At 37.7% G+C, this 15,899-nt stretch carries 13 protein-coding genes and 1 riboswitch; of the genes, 6 read left to right on the top strand and 7 right to left on the bottom strand.

The annotated features are described in order from the left end of the window. Positions 1–768: 768 nt before the first annotated feature. The 3 genes from ACE025_RS05135 to ACE025_RS05125 all read left to right on the top strand — a co-directional run bounded on the left by ACE025_RS05135 (position 769) and on the right by ACE025_RS05125 (position 1,693). On the top strand, positions 769–963 hold the full coding sequence (locus ACE025_RS05135) for a gauf-3-monomer (protein WP_485938118.1): 195 nt from the start codon (positions 769–771) through the stop codon (positions 961–963). A gap of 176 nt (positions 964–1,139) precedes the next feature. Beyond that, positions 1,140–1,505 carry a hypothetical protein gene (locus tag ACE025_RS05130; RefSeq protein WP_485938116.1) on the top strand — a complete coding sequence of 122 codons (366 nt, stop codon included), beginning with the start codon at positions 1,140–1,142 and terminating at the stop codon, positions 1,503–1,505. Beyond that, entirely contained in the window at positions 1,505–1,693 is a 189-nt protein-coding gene (locus ACE025_RS05125) for a helix-turn-helix transcriptional regulator (protein WP_485938114.1), read from the top strand. The genes ACE025_RS05130 and ACE025_RS05125 overlap by 1 nt, the downstream gene beginning before the upstream one ends. Before the next feature lie 336 nt (positions 1,694–2,029). On the opposite strand, the gene ACE025_RS05120 is transcribed toward ACE025_RS05125, so the two are convergent. From ACE025_RS05120 to ACE025_RS05105, 4 genes are all read right to left on the bottom strand, one after another. Further along, positions 2,030–2,854 carry a metallophosphoesterase gene (locus ACE025_RS05120; protein WP_485938112.1) on the bottom strand — a complete coding sequence of 275 codons (825 nt, stop codon included), beginning with the start codon at positions 2,852–2,854 and terminating at the stop codon, positions 2,030–2,032. Between the two features lie 78 nt (positions 2,855–2,932). Next, positions 2,933–4,450 (bottom strand): ABC transporter permease/substrate-binding protein, encoded by a 1,518-nt coding sequence (locus tag ACE025_RS05115; RefSeq protein ID WP_485938179.1) that lies wholly within the window; start codon positions 4,448–4,450, stop codon positions 2,933–2,935. Further along, complete coding sequence (locus tag ACE025_RS05110) at positions 4,450–5,421, bottom strand: ABC transporter ATP-binding protein (RefSeq protein WP_485938110.1); 972 nt, start codon at positions 5,419–5,421, stop codon at positions 4,450–4,452. The genes ACE025_RS05115 and ACE025_RS05110 overlap by 1 nt, the downstream gene beginning before the upstream one ends. A 123-nt stretch (positions 5,422–5,544) precedes the next feature. After that, positions 5,545–6,273 carry a metallophosphoesterase gene (locus tag ACE025_RS05105; protein WP_485938108.1) on the bottom strand — a complete coding sequence of 243 codons (729 nt, stop codon included), beginning with the start codon at positions 6,271–6,273 and terminating at the stop codon, positions 5,545–5,547. Positions 6,274–6,446: 173 nt separating this feature from the next. Between ACE025_RS05105 and ACE025_RS05100 the strand changes: the two genes are divergently transcribed. Genes ACE025_RS05100 through ACE025_RS05090 form a run of 3 tightly spaced genes read left to right on the top strand, consistent with a single transcriptional unit; the run spans position 6,447 to position 9,260 of the window. Next, positions 6,447–7,313: an efflux RND transporter periplasmic adaptor subunit gene (locus ACE025_RS05100; protein ID WP_485938106.1), complete on the top strand. Its 867-nt coding sequence runs from the start codon at positions 6,447–6,449 to the stop codon at positions 7,311–7,313. A gap of 13 nt (positions 7,314–7,326) precedes the next feature. Further along, on the top strand, positions 7,327–8,016 hold the full coding sequence (locus tag ACE025_RS05095) for an ABC transporter ATP-binding protein (protein WP_485938104.1): 690 nt from the start codon (positions 7,327–7,329) through the stop codon (positions 8,014–8,016). A gap of 17 nt (positions 8,017–8,033) precedes the next feature. Continuing rightward, entirely contained in the window at positions 8,034–9,260 is a 1,227-nt protein-coding gene (locus ACE025_RS05090) for an ABC transporter permease (RefSeq protein WP_485938102.1), read from the top strand. A gap of 316 nt (positions 9,261–9,576) precedes the next feature. On the opposite strand, the gene ACE025_RS05085 is transcribed toward ACE025_RS05090, so the two are convergent. The 3 genes from ACE025_RS05085 to ACE025_RS05075 all read right to left on the bottom strand — a co-directional run bounded on the left by ACE025_RS05085 (position 9,577) and on the right by ACE025_RS05075 (position 15,498). Then, positions 9,577–10,968 (bottom strand): L-cystine transporter, encoded by a 1,392-nt coding sequence (locus tag ACE025_RS05085; protein ID WP_485938100.1) that lies wholly within the window; start codon positions 10,966–10,968, stop codon positions 9,577–9,579. Between the two features lie 248 nt (positions 10,969–11,216). After that, positions 11,217–13,892: a cation-translocating P-type ATPase gene (locus ACE025_RS05080; RefSeq protein ID WP_485938098.1), complete on the bottom strand. Its 2,676-nt coding sequence runs from the start codon at positions 13,890–13,892 to the stop codon at positions 11,217–11,219. Between the two features lie 142 nt (positions 13,893–14,034). Further along, complete coding sequence (locus ACE025_RS05075) at positions 14,035–15,498, bottom strand: NCS2 family permease (protein WP_485938096.1); 1,464 nt, start codon at positions 15,496–15,498, stop codon at positions 14,035–14,037. A 188-nt stretch (positions 15,499–15,686) separates the two neighbouring features. Next, positions 15,687–15,788: riboswitch (purine riboswitch) on the bottom strand. Positions 15,789–15,899: the final 111 nt, after the last annotated feature.

Genomic DNA, 15,899 nt, shown 5'->3' with positions numbered 1-15,899 from the left:
TATCATAAAAGACAAGAGAGTGAAAAAAAGCGTTTAGTCTATCGACTATAAGAAAATCCTAACAGGCAGATGATCTTTACCTGACAGTTAGGATTAGGTGATACATCTTTGAGCAACATGTCTTTCCGCAAATAAAAGGAAATGTAAGCCAATGGGTGCGACATGTAAACTGTTGGTTGCTATTTATAAAATGATTTTTGTTATATAATGAATCAAACTATTAAAACAGGCAAGGAGAATCTCTATGCAGTTTCCATCAAATATTATTGTTGCATTCGTCATTTCTATCATATACGTTTCAATCTCTTTCGGCCTTAAATTACCGAGCAAATACAAAAAGCCGTTTCGTCTTTATTCTGTTGTAGTCAATTTAATTTTTATTGTATTTCTACTAGCCTTTTTTTTGTTTTTTAAAACATCTTTGCCTACCCAAGGAATAAGCCTCTACTATAATGGTTTAACTGCATTGTATTTTTTGTTGTTTATTCCTTTAGGAGTAACCTTGATACTCCTGTTTAGAAAATTCATAATGAATGCAGATATCTATTTGGTTTCTTTAAAATATGTGATCAGTATTGGAGCTATCATTATATTAACAGGAATAATTACTTTAGGATATTTACTTTTTATCTTAACTTTTTACGGTTTCGCTCCTTAATGTGTATAAATAAAGTGAACTTAAAACTAAAGAATAAATATGGTGCTATTTCTGTTTCCTTAATTAATTACTTTTAGAATTATTTTACATAAGGATAGGAGAAAGTTGATATGAAAAAAATGAAAATACTCATTCATTTGGTTGCCATTGTGTTGCTACTTTTACTTGGATTTGTATATGCTGCATATGCTAAAAGTAACGATAAGCTATTATGGGTTCCAGGTGTTTTATTCTTTTTTGGTATTTGCTTTAATTGGTATCTCTACTCGAGATTATTTAATAAACTAACTAAGAATAAGAAATGATAAATGTATAAAAGATAGAAGGATTTAGATTAAATAATGTATACAGACCTTGTTTTGGCAAGGTTCTTTTTTTATTCAATAAAGTCAAAAACTTTTGACTTTATTAATAAGATAGTTTATAGTATGAATTATCAAATGTAAAAAGTTTTTGACACAAATTTAAAGGAGGAATTGTAATGAATAGTGGCGAAGTTATTTATCTTTTATCTTCTTGGGGTATATATCTGTTTTTATGGATTTCATCTATCTATGGTTTACACGCAATATATTACACCTATTTTAAGTCAAAAGATGAAAGGCAAAAATATATTGTTCTACGCAGCACAACTCATGCTTTTGGTATATTGCTAGTGTTTTTCCTCGGCTATTACATCATACAAATTATAGTGACTGTCGCTAATGTTCAAGAGTTGACTATGCTATGGAATTTGTTACACTTTGGAATTGAAAGTTCTAATTTTTCTATTGCCATGGTTTCTTCAATGATGAGTGTCTTAGGTATCTGTTTATTTGTAAATAAGCAAAAAGTAGGCGGAGATTAATGCAGAATAAAATAGAAAGCTTGCGTAAAGAAATTGGACTGACTCAGGCAGACTTAGCCAAAGCTTGTAATGTGACTCGCCAAACTATCAACGCTATTGAGAATAATAAATATGACCCTACTTTACAATTAGCCTTTTCTTTATCAAAGATATTAAATACCAAGGTTGACAAACTTTTTATTCCATAACGAATTAGTTCAAGAATAATAGTCAAAAAGAATTATTTTTATACTATTATTCTTGATTCAAAACAATACAAAGATACTGTTTAGTATATGAAATTTTATAAGATCATGTGTCGAGAATCCTATTTTTATAGGGTTCTTTTTTGGCAAGAAAGACTATTCCGAAGTTTTTTATTTTACTTTAGAAATGATACCTAAGTTATTCCTAATATCTAAGAGTCCTAGACTTTTAATACTTCTTTGTTTTTTTGACATAATGTTATAGAACCTGATAGTTTAACTTATAAATATCAAAAAGGAGCAAAACCTATACAAGTTTTGCTCCTCAAAATAGTCGATCTATTCAATTTCGAACGTCACCATGGTACGTTTGATTTCTGCTTCTAAGTCCTTTTTTCCCCAATGCTTTTTATTGCCTAAACAAGCAGTAATATAGGTCCGCTCTTCATCACGTACAGTTTTCCTAAAATGAACATGCCCCATGATACTGTATTTGATTGGATATTTAGTATACAGCCATTCATAAGACGAGCTGCCTAAAAAAGCATTGAAATAATCATAAATTCTGTGCGGCAAAGGGATGACAAATTGCGGATGCATGGCAACATGCGTCATCAAAATTATTTTTCTGTCACCGACCGCTTTCATATCCTCTTCGATTTTATCCATCATCCATTGTGCGACTGCTTGATTCCCTTCATTCCAATGAACATAGTACTTGTCATTCCAAGCTCCTACACGGTACTTCATGCGGTCAAAATCTTCTTCTGTATATTGATCACCATCTGCATAACCGTAATCGTACCAGCCGGAATTTCCTACTACCGCCCACTCATCATTGATGATATAAGGTCTTTCTAATACACTTTCTGGTTTTGCTTTGAAGAATTGATAGATTTTGTTCGTATCTTCTTCGCCGTTTTTCCTAGACCAGTAATCATGATTCCCCGGGACAAATAAAATCCGACATTTCGTTTGGCTTTTCAATTCATCTATAAACTGTTGAGACAACAGATAGTCGCTGCTGATATCTCCAGCCAATAGCAACAATTCTATTTGCTGTTGGTTGAGTTGATTGCCTAGAATTTCTGCAAATGTACTGCCTTCAGGAACGATTTTTTTATTTGAATCAATGTGGATATCCGAAATAACGCCTATCTTCATATATTACGTCCTTTACTTCTTTTTATATCATTCGCTTCTATCAGCCTATCTCATCTGGACAATAAATGCCAGATGATTTTATTCTTCCAACAAATTCGTTTGAATCAGAAAATCTTTGGCTACTTCATCTTCTGATTTGCCTTCGACATCTACTGCATAATTCATTTTACGCATCTCGTCGTCCGTTATTTTTCCACCCAGCTGATTTAAAATCTCTTCCAATTCTGGATACTCTTCTAGAGTTTCCATTAATAACAAAGGAGCGCCTTGATATGGAGGGAAAAGTCCTTGATCATCTTCTAGCTGGGCCAGCCCATATTTCTCGATATCGCTGTCTGTAGAATAAGCATCCACCAAATTCACATCTCCTGTTTCCACAGCTTGATAGCGAATATTTGGTTCCATAGTTTCCACATTCTCAAATGTTAATTCATATAATTCTTGTATCCCTAAATATCCATCTTGTCGGTCGGAAAATTCCAATGTAAAACCTGCTTTGATTTCATCTGAAATAGGAATCAAGTCAGAAATCGTTTCTAAACCATATCGTTCTGCCATTTCTTCTGTAACGGCCAATACATACGTATTATTGAATGCCATCGGTTCTAACAATGTCATATCATATTGTTCTTCCAACCCTATTTTAGCTTGTTCATAAACGGCTTCTCCATCAGAGGAGTCAAGTGGTTCATTTAAAAAAGTTGCTAACACAGTTCCTGTATATTCTGTGTAAATATCGATATCTCCAGATTGAAGAGCATTGAAGTTGAACGTTGTTTTTCCTAAATTAGGTTCCAATTCCACAGAGATATCTGTTTGGCTTTCAATTAAGTCTTCATACATATGCATCAAGATCGTCGGCTCTGCGCCTAATTTCCCGCCAATAACGATTTTTTCTTCTGTATTTGGAAATAAAGAACTGATAAACACTACTATAATAAGTAAAACTCCAACACCTAAGATCCACAAAGACTTCTTGAACGAAATTTTTTCTAACACGCCTAATAAAATATCGAATAAAATAGCTAATAAAGCAGCCGGAACAGCACCCAATAAAATCAAGGCATTATCCCCTCTATCGATTCCCAACAAGATCAAATCTCCCAATCCTCCAGCACCGATCAGTGAAGCAATCGTTGCTGTTCCTACGATCAGTACCATCGCATTGCGGATTCCACCCATAATGACAGGTAGAGCCATCGGGATCTGCACTTTGATCAATTTACGGAAAGCATTCATTCCCATCGCGTCAGAAGCTTCGATCAATGAAGGATCAATCTCTGCAATACCGATGTATGTATTTCTTAAAATCGGCAGCAAGGCATACATCACTAAAGCAATCGTTGCAGGTACGCGACCGATCCCTACTAACGGAATCAACAGTCCCAGCAAAGCTAATGAAGGAATCGTTTGGAAAATAGCTGTTACTTGAATAACCGGATTAGCAAGTTTTTTGCGGTACGTCAACGCGATCGCTACTGGAACAGCAATAAAAACAGCGATCAATAAGGCTATTAATGAAAGTTGAATGTGTTCAATCACCGTAGATAATAATTGGTCTTTTCGTTCTATTAATGTATCAATGAAAGTCTGCATCATTTATTCTCTCCTTCCTGTATATCTTGAGACAGGTAAGAAAGAAATTGCTGTTGCGAAATGGTTCCCAAAATATTAACTTGTTCGTCAATTACCGAAACTTCAGTCTGCATAGACAAAACCGTCATCAATTTATCGATTGGGTCCATCACTGTCACAATCATCTCATTGACTGGATGCGTAAGCTTTTTATTTATGTAGCCTCTTTGAATCATGTCCGCTACTGTTTTTTTGGATTTTGGTTGTATGTTTCCTGCTTTCAAGAACGATCTCACGAACTCATCTGCAGGGTGTTGTACGATTTCTTTTGGTGTACCAATCTGCGCAACTTTCCCTTTATTGAATAGACATATCCGGTCTCCTAACAACAGAGCTTCTCGGATATCATGTGTCACAAAAACAATTGTCTTATTGAGTTTCTTTTTCATCTCCAATAAATCTTGTTGAAGACTCGCTCTGCTTATCGGATCGAGAGCGCTGAATGGCTCATCCATCAGAATAATGTCCGGATCAGCTGCTAGTGCGCGAACGATTCCGACACGCTGCTGTTCTCCGCCAGACAACTCTGAAGGCTTTCTATTGCGATACGTATCCGGATCTAATCCGACGCTTTCCAACAACTCTGTCACCCTATTTCTCATTTCATCTTTAGACCATTTTTTCATTTCAGGCACGATCGTGATATTTTCTTCGATTGTCATATGCGGAAATAATGCAATTTGCTGCAGTACATATCCAATGTTCCATCTCAATTCGTTCAGTTTATATTCGCTGATCATTTTTCCATTGATACGGATATAACCTTTAGTCAATGGGATCAATCGGTTGATCATTTTCAGCGTCGTGGTCTTTCCGCTTCCGCTTGGACCAATAAACACAAAAAATTCATTGTCTTGAATTTCTAAATTCAACTCTGATACTACCGGCTGATTTTCTTGATACTCTTTAGATACATTCTCAAATAGAATCATAGTGTTCTCCTTCAGTTTCTTCTATAATGATGTTCCATAAACATATTCCTTACTTATCGTCAAAAACCCCAGAAACTCCGAACGTTCTAAAGTAAAAGTTTCTGAGGTTTTACGCATTTTCCATCATTCCCACAATTTTTTTGCACGGTTATCGATTCGGTAATCCTGCACGATCCCATCTCGGTCAAAATGTACGCCATGCAACGCTCCTCCGTAAACAGCTCCTCCATCAATGCCGATCAGATCATCTTTGATCCATAGGTCGGTCGTTTGATTATCACCATATAACAGAGGTGTGATTGTATGCCCGAATACGATTTTTCTTCCTGTATGATTCTGTTGATCATAAAACCCTTCTCTGATCCACACGAAGTCTTCATCCGACGTTTTCTTCCAGTCTTTTTTAGACAAGTCCACTCCGCCATGGACAAAAATATAATCGTTCCATTCAAAATAAAGAAGGCAGTTTTCTAAAAAAGATTCCAACCAAGGATAATGATTTTTTATCATGCTGGCCATTTCTGTCGGAGAGTATTCCGCTTCAGCGCCTGTATGCAGAAAAGTCTCAATCGTCTTTAAGCCGCCATTCAATGCATAAAGTGAATAATTTTCTTCTGGATGACGCAAGAAACGCAAAAGCATATCCTCGTGATTACCTTTTAAACAGACAGCTCCCTTTTCATTCACTAATTGATAACCTAACTGAAAACATTCTTTTGGATTTTCTCCCCGGTCTCCTAAGTCACCAATCAACACAAGTTGTTGTGTCTTCTCGTCCCAGTACTTCAGCATTTCTTTAAACAAGTTGATTTCTCCATGAATATCTCCAATTACAAAAACGTCTTGTTTCATAAAGCAACGCCTCACTTATTTTAATATCTTAATTATACAGAAATTTAAGAAATAGGTTAAAAATTAGACTTTAAATTAATTATTAAGATTGTGCACCACAATAGACGGCACTCTTTTTTCACTCTATAATAAGGAAGTATATATATTAATAGATAGTGAAAGGAAGTTTTGAAATGAATTGGAAAAAAATCATTGGTATTCTAGTTGCGATTGCAGCTGTTGCCTTTATTGGGTACACGGTCATTTTCGCAAATAATGAAGAAGAGGCGATGTCCGTTCGTACAGACAAAGTAACAGAAGAAACCATCAATGAAACACTGAATTTGACAGGAATGGTTGAACCTGGCGAAACACAAGAAGTATTCGGCCAAGGGATGGTATCAGATTTACCTGTTGCTGTTAACGACACAGTTGAAGAAGGCGATACACTGATTTCATTCAGCGGTGTCCCTATTGAAGCCAATTTTTCAGGCACAGTTACAGCTGTCAACGCTACTGAAGGCGAGCCTGATACAAGTACACAAACTGGAACTCCAGCAGTCGTTTTAGCTGATTTGTCTCAATTGGAAGTAGCAATCCAACTGACAAAAACAGATGCTCCATTAGTTAAAGCAGATCAAACAGCTACATTAACAAGCGGAGATCAAACTTACTCTGGAAAAGTTTCGCAAGTCGATCCTGTAGCTACAAGTACACCTGGTGCTACTGGAAACACTCAATTATTAAACGCTGTGGTTTCATTTGATGAAAATCCTGAAGATCTGATTCCTGGGTTTGATATCGATGTTGAAATCACAACGAATACTTCCGAAAACGCTATGACGATCCCAATTGAAGCTCTGGTATATAATAACAATAATGAACCTTTCGTATACACTGTAGAAAATGATGTCATCAAATCTAAGCCAGTAGAAATCGGAATCCAATCTGCTACAAAAGTTGAAATTTTATCTGGATTAGCGGCTGATGATACAATTGTTCTTTCACCAAGCGAAGATGTCAAAAATGGAATCACCGTAACAACTCAAGAAAAAGAATAGAGGGTAGATAACATTGATTGAAATTAAAGGTATCACTAAAACGTATCATACTGGCGGTGAATCTCTTACTGCCCTAAACAATATTACTTTAACGATAAATGACGGAGAATTTACTTCAATCATGGGTCCAAGTGGTTCGGGGAAATCTACAATGATGAATATTTTGGGTTTGCTGGATCGTTTTGATGGCGGAACGTACTTTTTAAATGGTCAAGATGTCAGCAACTTGTCCGATAATGAAAGTGCTCATGTACGAAACAAAGAAATCGGGTTCGTCTTTCAATCTTTCAACTTGATGCCTCGTATGACTATTCTTGAAAACGTTGAGCTGCCGATGGTTTACGCAAACGTCCCTAGAAAAGAACGTCGCGAACGCGCACTGAAAGCTTTAGAGCGAGTAGGCTTAGGCAATCGAGTAAAACACCGTCCTAATGAGATATCTGGTGGGCAAAAACAACGTGTAGCGATTGCTCGTGCTATCGTCAACGAACCATCTGTTTTGATGGCTGATGAGCCAACAGGTAACTTGGACTCCAAAACAACTTTAGAAATCATGCGTATTTTTCAAGAAATCAATAATGAAGGCACTACTGTTGTTATGGTCACTCATGAACCAGAAGTCGCTGAGTATACAAAACGAATCGTTTTATTCAAAGACGGAGAAATCCAAAATGACCACTTGCAAGAACAAAAACTAGTTTAGAAAGGAGCTGTTACGCTTTGAATTTTAGTGAAAATTTTAAAATGGCGATCGATAGTGTTATGGCCAATAAAATGCGCTCCTTTCTAACCATGTTGGGAATCATTATTGGGATAGCAGCTGTTATTGCTATTTTAGGTGTCGGTAATGGAGCAACCGAAGAAATCACCGGAACGTTCAACAATTTAGGAGCTTCTACTATTTCGTTGTCAGTGACTGAAGAAGCGACTGATGATGAAGCTATTACAGAAAATGATATCATGGCTTTAAAAAATGCTATTCCAGAAATCGAACGCATATCTCCTGATGCAACAACTTTTACAGGTGTAAGTTCGGATTTTGAGAGCCGACAATCGGTCGTATCTTATGGTACACCTGACCTTCAATACACAAACCAAGCTATGGAAAGTACAATCGTTCACGGGAGATACTTCAATGAGACAGATTATGCGGACGGAAAAAATGTCGTAGTCATTAGTGAAGATACAGCTTCCGCTTTATTTAACGGCCGTACAGACGTACTAGGCGAACAGATCAGTCTTGACGGAGAGTCTGGAAACCAATTAGATTTAACCGTCATTGGTGTCGTTGAAGGAACTTTCCAAGATCTGCAAGGTTCGTTTGATTTGAGCCAAATGCCTGTATATACTGCACTTCCTTTGACAACGATGGAAAAATTAGATCCTAACATCGGCGGCTTGGAAAGCTTGACCGTTCAAGTTTCCAGCAAAGATGCTATCGAATCAGTCTCAACTCAAATCGTGCGCATTTTAGAAACCCGTCACGATGCTGTTGGAGAAAATTGGTATTCAGCAACCAACTTCTTACAAGCGTTAGATCAAGTGGATCAAGTATTGAGTTTGTTTATCAACTTTATCGCAGCAGTAGCAGCTATTGCTTTACTGGTAGGCGGTATTGGGGTCATGAACATCATGCTGGTTTCCGTTACGGAACGTACTCGCGAAATCGGTACTCGTAAAGCCTTAGGTGCAACTACAGGAACGATTTTGGTTCAATTCTTAATGGAATCTGTTATCCTTTGTCTGATTGGCGGAATCATCGGCCTGATTTTAGGTATCGCATTGGCAACAGGAGTATCTAACGCCTTAGATATCGTACCAAATATCACGATTGGTTCAGTCTTATTGGTGCTCTTCTTCTCGAGTGCCGTTGGTATTTTCTTTGGAATCTATCCAGCTCGTAAAGCTGCCAAATTAGATCCAATCGAAGCTTTAAGATACGAATAAGTTTATCTTTATCAAGATGTCTATGACGAGTTCATAGACATCTTTTTTGTATCACATTTAGAATCGGAATTGGAAATTTATGTGCCGATTCTGACTAGAGATTCGAATAACGGGCACGCAAAATTGTTTTGCGTGCCTTTTTTACGTTGCTTTTCCGATTTTGGATACATAACTTGTATTTACGTGCCCTTTTTTATTTGTTTATCTCATTAAAATAACGCAAACTTCTTGTCCTCTCAATGCCCCGTTTCCTTCGATTCCATTTGCGCAACTAAAAAAGCTGGGACACCTGTTGGGCATCTCAGCTTGATTTAAATTAGTATTCGCTAGTTACGATAGCTTCGTCGTTGTTCAATACGTCTTCATCTAATGTGTTGATTACTCTAGATGAAACAACTCCAGCAAGCATGCTGTCGTTTACGTTCAACATCGTACGAGCCATATCGATAACTGGTTCAACAGAGATCAACAATCCAACGATTGCGATTGGCAGATCCATAGCTCCTAGAACGATCAGAGCAGCAAATGTTGCTCCTCCGCCAACTCCAGCAACTCCGAATGAACTGATTGTTACAACTGCAATCAATGTTAAAATATAGGCTGGGCTAAAGATGTCGATTCCTACAGTTGGTGCAACAATCGTTGCCAACATTGCAGGATAGATACCAGCACATCCATTTTGACCAATCGACAATCCGAATGATCCAGAGAAGTTCGCTGATGCACTATCTACACCCAATGCTTTCGTTTGCGTTTCAATATTCAATGGTAATGCTCCTGCACTCGAACGAGAAGTGAACGCAAAGCTCAATACTGGCAATGCTTTTTTCAAATAAGCAATCGGGCTCACTTTAAATCCAGTCAAGATCAACATGTGGATGATAAACATCACGATAATCGCTGCATAAGAAGCAATCACGAAAACACCCAAGTTTACTAATGCATTAAAATCACTTGTTGCCAGCATTTTTGTCATTAAAGCAAAAATACCGTATGGTGACAGACGTAAAACTAATGTCACGATTCGCATAACGATTGCATACAAGCTGTCCATAATTTTTTTGAAGAAAGATGCATTTTCAGGGTCTTTTCTAGAAATTCCCATGTAAGCAATTCCTACAAATGCTGAGAAAATAACTACTGCGATCGTGCTTGTGTCTCTTGAATCAGCTAAATCCGCGAAAAAGTTGTTTGGAATAAAGTTGACGATTTGTTCTGGAATGGATAAATCTGCGACTTGTGTTGAAGTTTCTGTGATTTGTTCGATCCGTTCTGTTTCTGCTGTTCCTTGAACAAATTCAGCTCCGTCTAAGTTGAACAACATTACACTACCCATACCGATCAAAGCAGATACTGCTGTTGTCGCTAATAACGTAGTCAAAACTGAAGTACTGATTTTCCCTAAGTTTTTGTTTGTTTCAATTTTAGTGAATGCTCCAATAATAGATACAAAAATCAATGGCATGATCAACATTTGCAAGAACCTTACGTATCCTTGACCTACGATGTTGATCCAGCTGATGGCTTCTGTAGTAACCGCACCGTCAGCTCCGAAAATCAGCTGCAACAGTCCCCCAAATACTACCCCTGCTCCTAAACCTGTAAAAACACGAGTTGAAAACTTCACATGTTTTGCTTGCATTTTCCATAAACCAAACAAAACAGCGACAAATAATAATAAAACTAAAATAATTGATACTACTGTCATATAAATCCTCCCTTTAATGGCCGCTTCCCTATGACTGGCAAGCAATGTTATATCATAAGATTAAAGGTCCCAGACTGCCTAGCTTTCCGACTGACAGTCCTGAAATTCAATAGTAAAAATTTCAGTGACTTATAAATAGTAACTGTTTTTACCTAAAAAAGCAATCTAATCAGACAAATAAGACCAACTTCTTATAATAGAAGCTGGTCTTTTATATTTTTTTATTATGCAGCGAAACAATTATGTCTTTATCCGTTGTTTTTCTTGCTGAATTTCCGAATAAAGAACTTAATAATTTCAACGATTGGTATGATTGAAAAAGCTGCTCCCAATACAATCAGCCATTGTTCCATATTCAACGTTGTTACGTTGAACCAACTGTTCAATCCAGGAATCAAAATGACCATTCCCAGAAGTACTCCTGAAAATACAATCGCCAAGTTGAACATTTTATTTTTAAACAGGCCTACTGTAAATAAAGATTTTTCAATCGATTTCACGTTAAAGGCATGGAAAAGTTGAAGCAATCCTAGCGTGGCAAATGTCATTGTCAATGCATCTAAATGAATCAATTCTTCATTTCCGACATGAACTGGGTTATGCGTTGCCCACCAGTAGACCATCAATGTGATAGCACCTTCTAATATTCCTTGGTATACAATACTTGGCAAGACTCCATTTGAGAAGAACGTCGCTTCTTTTCCGCGTGGTTTTTCCTGCATGATATCTTTCTCGCCAGGTTCCAACCCTAGTGCGATTGCAGGGAAAGTATCCGTCACTAAGTTGATCCATAAAATATGGACAGGAGACAATACGCTCCAGCCTAATAATGTAGCAATGAATAATGTCAATACTTCTCCCAAGTTGGCTGACAACAGAAATTGAATCGCTTTTTGGATGTTGGTAAATACTTTCCGTCCTTCTTCTACAGCTACTACAATGGTTGCGAAGTTATCATCAGCTAAAACCATGTCACTGGCACCTTTAGAAACTTCGGTTCCTGTGATTCCCATCCCGACACCAATATCGGCCGTATTCAATGCAGGCGCGTCATTGACACCATCCCCTGTCATCGCTACGATCTTGCCGGCTTTTTGCCAAGCTTTAACAATTTTCACTTTGTGTTCTGGAGATACTCGGGCATAGACAGAATAGTTCTTCACCGTTTTAGCAAATGTCGCATCATCGATCTGATCCAATTCCGCTCCGGTGATGACCGCATCAGTTTGCCCTTCCTCAATAATGCCTAACCGTTGGGCTATCGCTGAAGCGGTATCTTTATGGTCTCCAGTGATCATGATCGAACGAATGCCTGCCGTTTTAGCAACAGCGATAGAGTCTTTTGCTTCTTCTCTTTCCGGATCGATCATCCCTACCATTCCTGCATAAACTAATTCAGTTTCCACTGTATTTGTGTTTACCTCATCTGGAATAGCACTGACAATTTTATAAGCCATAGCTAATACACGCAAAGCTTGTGTCGCCATATCATGATTGCTGTTCAAAATAGCTTTCCGGTCTTCATCAGTTAGTGTTTGAAGTTCGCCATTGATGTCGATTTTAGTACATCGTTTCAATAACTCGTCTGGTGCTCCCTTAGTTGCTATAAAGTACATTCCATCAGTCATTTTATGGATGGTAGACATCAATTTCCGTTCTGACTCAAAGGGAACTTCTGCTTCTCTCGGTTCTTTTGCTAAAGCAGCTTGTACATCAATCTCTTTATCTAGAGCATATTGAATCAAAGCCGTTTCAGTCGGATCCCCAATTAGTTCCCCTTCTCCAGAAATATTCGTATCATTCGCATACATCATGACTTTCATGACTGGCAAATCTTTAACTTCAACATCAGCTGCATCTTTTAATTGATTGTTCGCATAGACTTTTTCAACTGCCATTTGGTTCATAGTCAACGTACCCGTCTTATCTGAACAAATAATATCTGTGCTTCCTAGTGTTTCTACAGCTGGCAAATTACGGACCAAAGCTTTTCTTTTAGCCATTTTTTGTGTCCCCAATGAAAGAATTATTGTTACAATAGCAGGTAAGCCCTCAGGAATAGCTGCTACAGCCAGTGAAATCGAAGTCAACAGCATTTCTACTACATCTCTGCCGTTTGTTAAACCAACGATGAACATCAAGACTGCGATAGCAATAATCGCAATAGTCAAATATTTTCCAAGACGATTCAAGTTGCGTTGCAATGGTGTCATCGTTTCTTCAGAGGAGGCCAACATTTCAGCGATTTTCCCTACTTCTGTCGCCATTCCTGTCGCAACAATCACACCTTCTCCGCGTCCGTAAGTGACATTGCTGTTCATGAAAGCCATATTCTTTCGATCGCCGACTCCTGCATTTTCGTCAGTAATGACGGCGATATCTTTATCATCCGGTACAGACTCTCCTGTTAAGGCAGACTCTTCAATTTTAAGCGATGCATTTTCAAACAAACGCATATCAGCCGGCACCACATCTCCAGCTTCCAACAATACAATGTCTCCAGGAACCAATTCTTCACTTTTGATATGTACGACAGACCCATCTCGCCGGACACGTGCCTCAGGTGAAGACATTTTTTTTAGCGAATCGATTGCTTCTTCCGCCTTTGCTTCTTGAAAAACACCCAATACAGCATTTAGAATAACCACGGCTAAAATAATCACGGCATCTGCTGCATCACCGAAAAAGGCTGATATCAAAGCGGCTGCTATCAAGACTAAGATCATAAAATCTTTGAACTGTTCAAAAAACTTAACCAGGATACTTTTTTTCTTTTCTTCATTTAACTGGTTGTGTCCATAAGAATCGATTCTTTTCCCTGCTTCTGCAGTGGTTAGTCCTTCTCTAGATGTTTCGAACGTTTGAAAAACTGTAGCGATGTCTTGAGCAAAAAAAGGTTCCTTTCGTTGTTCTTTTCTTTCCATAATGACCACCTGCTTTCTCATTTCTTCACTTCGCTTTCATTATATGTTTTTATCTTTTGTAATTCAAAGAATCCGGTGCGTAATACAAAAAAGGAGTCGCAGCAACTTTAAATTGCCACGACTCCTAGTGAAGTAGTTGTTTTTAAATAAATGCCAGTATAAGGAAATTCAAGACAAATAATGCTGTAGATACTCCTAATACAGGGTGAACATCTTTTATTTTGCTCTTAGCTAGTTTTACAATGATGTAAAAAATGAACCCAGCTGCTATTCCATAAGAAATGCTGTAAGCTAGACCCATAAAAATAGAAGCAAAGAATGCAGGAATAGCTTCTTCTAAGTCATCCCAGTTGATTTCCAACAGAGAAGACATCATCATAATTCCTACCATGATCAACGCCGGCGCAGTAGCTTGCCCTGGGACGATTGCTACTAATGGCGAAAATAAGCTAGTCAATAAGAACATTACTGCAACGACTACACTCGTAAAACCTGTACGTCCGCCAGCTGCAATACCAGCAGCACTTTCAACGAATGTAGTAGTATTAGATGTTCCAAAAACAGCTCCTACAGACGTCGCAATCGCATCTGCAAATAGTGCTTTGTCCATTTTTGTTTTGATCCCAGTACTGTTATCCAAAGCCAATTCATCTTCTTGTGAGAAGATACCTGTTTTCCGTCCAGTTCCAATAAATGTCCCAATCGTATCAAAGACATCAGATAAACTGAATGCAAAGATCGTCATCAAAACTAATGGCAGACGAGATACATCTCCAAACAGAGAAGCCATACCTTCTGATCCAAAAGCTGCTCCAAAAGTAACACCTAATTCAGAAAAAGCACTGCCTAAAGAATTTGCTGGATTTGAAATACCTGACAAATCTACTATACCCATCGGAATTCCTAGAATAGTCGTTGCTACGATCCCGATCAAGATAGCTCCGCGCACTTTCGAGACCAATAAAATAACCGTAATAATCAACCCGAATAAAGCTAAAAGAGCTCCTTGACTGGTAAAGTTCACTAGAGCTGGAACGATTCCTCCACCACTCACTATGCTGGTAATGCCGCCTTCATAACTGGTAGCTGCTGCATCGAATGGAGCATTATTGATACTTTGGATATTTCCAGGTTCTGAAGTAAATTGTAAGAATCCTGCATTTTTGATTCCAATATAAGCAACGAATACTCCGATTCCTCCGCTGATCGCATGTTGCAAACTCATAGGAATCGAGTGGATAATCATTTTACGGACTTTTGTTACCGTGATCAAAATATTGAAGATTCCGCAAATAAATACCATCGCTAAAGCTTCTTGCCAAGTAAAACCTAGTGCAAAAACAACTGTGTATGTAAAAAACGCGTTCAATCCCATTCCAGGTGCTTGAGCATACGGTACATTAGCAAACAATCCCATAACTAAAGTTCCGATTGCGGCTGCAATTAACGTAGATAAAAATACTGCTTGCGTGGGCATTCCAGTCATAGAAAGAATCGCTGGATTAACGAATATGATATAAGACATCGCAAAAAAAGTTGTCAAACCTGCCATGATTTCTGTTGAGAAAGTCGTGTTGTTTTCTTTAAACTTAAAAAAATTATCCATTGAATAAATACCCTGCCTTTTTTATAGTTTACAAAAGAAATGCTCGCTCTTTTATAAAGTAAGAAAAAGGGTCAAAAAGTTTCTTTAAAGAAACACTGGTGTCTTTGTGGAAAAAATAAAAAACAATAATAACTCTAAAACTGATCCACAATTAAAACATCAAGCTGCTAATAGTCAGCTTGATCACACGCTCTATTTATTTCTCTAATAGTTGAACCTTTTACGGTGTTCAGTAGAAACTTCAAAGCCCATATCGCTTAAATTATATTAGATTTTTCTTTTGCTCCATCATTATAGCCGGTATTTGATAAAAGAACAAGATAAAATCATACATTTTGCAATACGTTTCTATTTAATGTTCGTTTTTTCGTGTAGTGAACACAAAAAAAGAACGGTTGAAG

This window comes from Desemzia sp. AGC72 (genome assembly GCF_057334175.1).
This window is presented reverse-complemented; position numbering and strand designations above follow the sequence as displayed.

What these genes read in the sequence shown, in the direction of transcription:
- ACE025_RS05115 (WP_485938179.1), bottom strand. Translation starts at nt 4,450, where the DNA reads ATGCAGACTTTCATTGATACATTAATAGAACGAAAAGACCAATTATTA.
- ACE025_RS05110 (WP_485938110.1), bottom strand. Translation starts at nt 5,421, where the DNA reads ATGATTCTATTTGAGAATGTATCTAAAGAGTATCAAGAAAATCAGCCG.
- ACE025_RS05105 (WP_485938108.1), bottom strand. Translation starts at nt 6,273, where the DNA reads ATGAAACAAGACGTTTTTGTAATTGGAGATATTCATGGAGAAATCAAC.
- ACE025_RS05125 (WP_485938114.1), top strand. Translation starts at nt 1,505, where the DNA reads ATGCAGAATAAAATAGAAAGCTTGCGTAAAGAAATTGGACTGACTCAG.
- ACE025_RS05135 (WP_485938118.1), top strand. Translation starts at nt 769, where the DNA reads ATGAAAAAAATGAAAATACTCATTCATTTGGTTGCCATTGTGTTGCTA.
- ACE025_RS05085 (WP_485938100.1), bottom strand. Translation starts at nt 10,968, where the DNA reads ATGACAGTAGTATCAATTATTTTAGTTTTATTATTATTTGTCGCTGTT.
- ACE025_RS05120 (WP_485938112.1), bottom strand. Translation starts at nt 2,854, where the DNA reads ATGAAGATAGGCGTTATTTCGGATATCCACATTGATTCAAATAAAAAA.
- ACE025_RS05080 (WP_485938098.1), bottom strand. Translation starts at nt 13,892, where the DNA reads ATGGAAAGAAAAGAACAACGAAAGGAACCTTTTTTTGCTCAAGACATC.
- ACE025_RS05075 (WP_485938096.1), bottom strand. Translation starts at nt 15,498, where the DNA reads ATGGATAATTTTTTTAAGTTTAAAGAAAACAACACGACTTTCTCAACA.
- ACE025_RS05130 (WP_485938116.1), top strand. Translation starts at nt 1,140, where the DNA reads ATGAATAGTGGCGAAGTTATTTATCTTTTATCTTCTTGGGGTATATAT.
- ACE025_RS05100 (WP_485938106.1), top strand. Translation starts at nt 6,447, where the DNA reads ATGAATTGGAAAAAAATCATTGGTATTCTAGTTGCGATTGCAGCTGTT.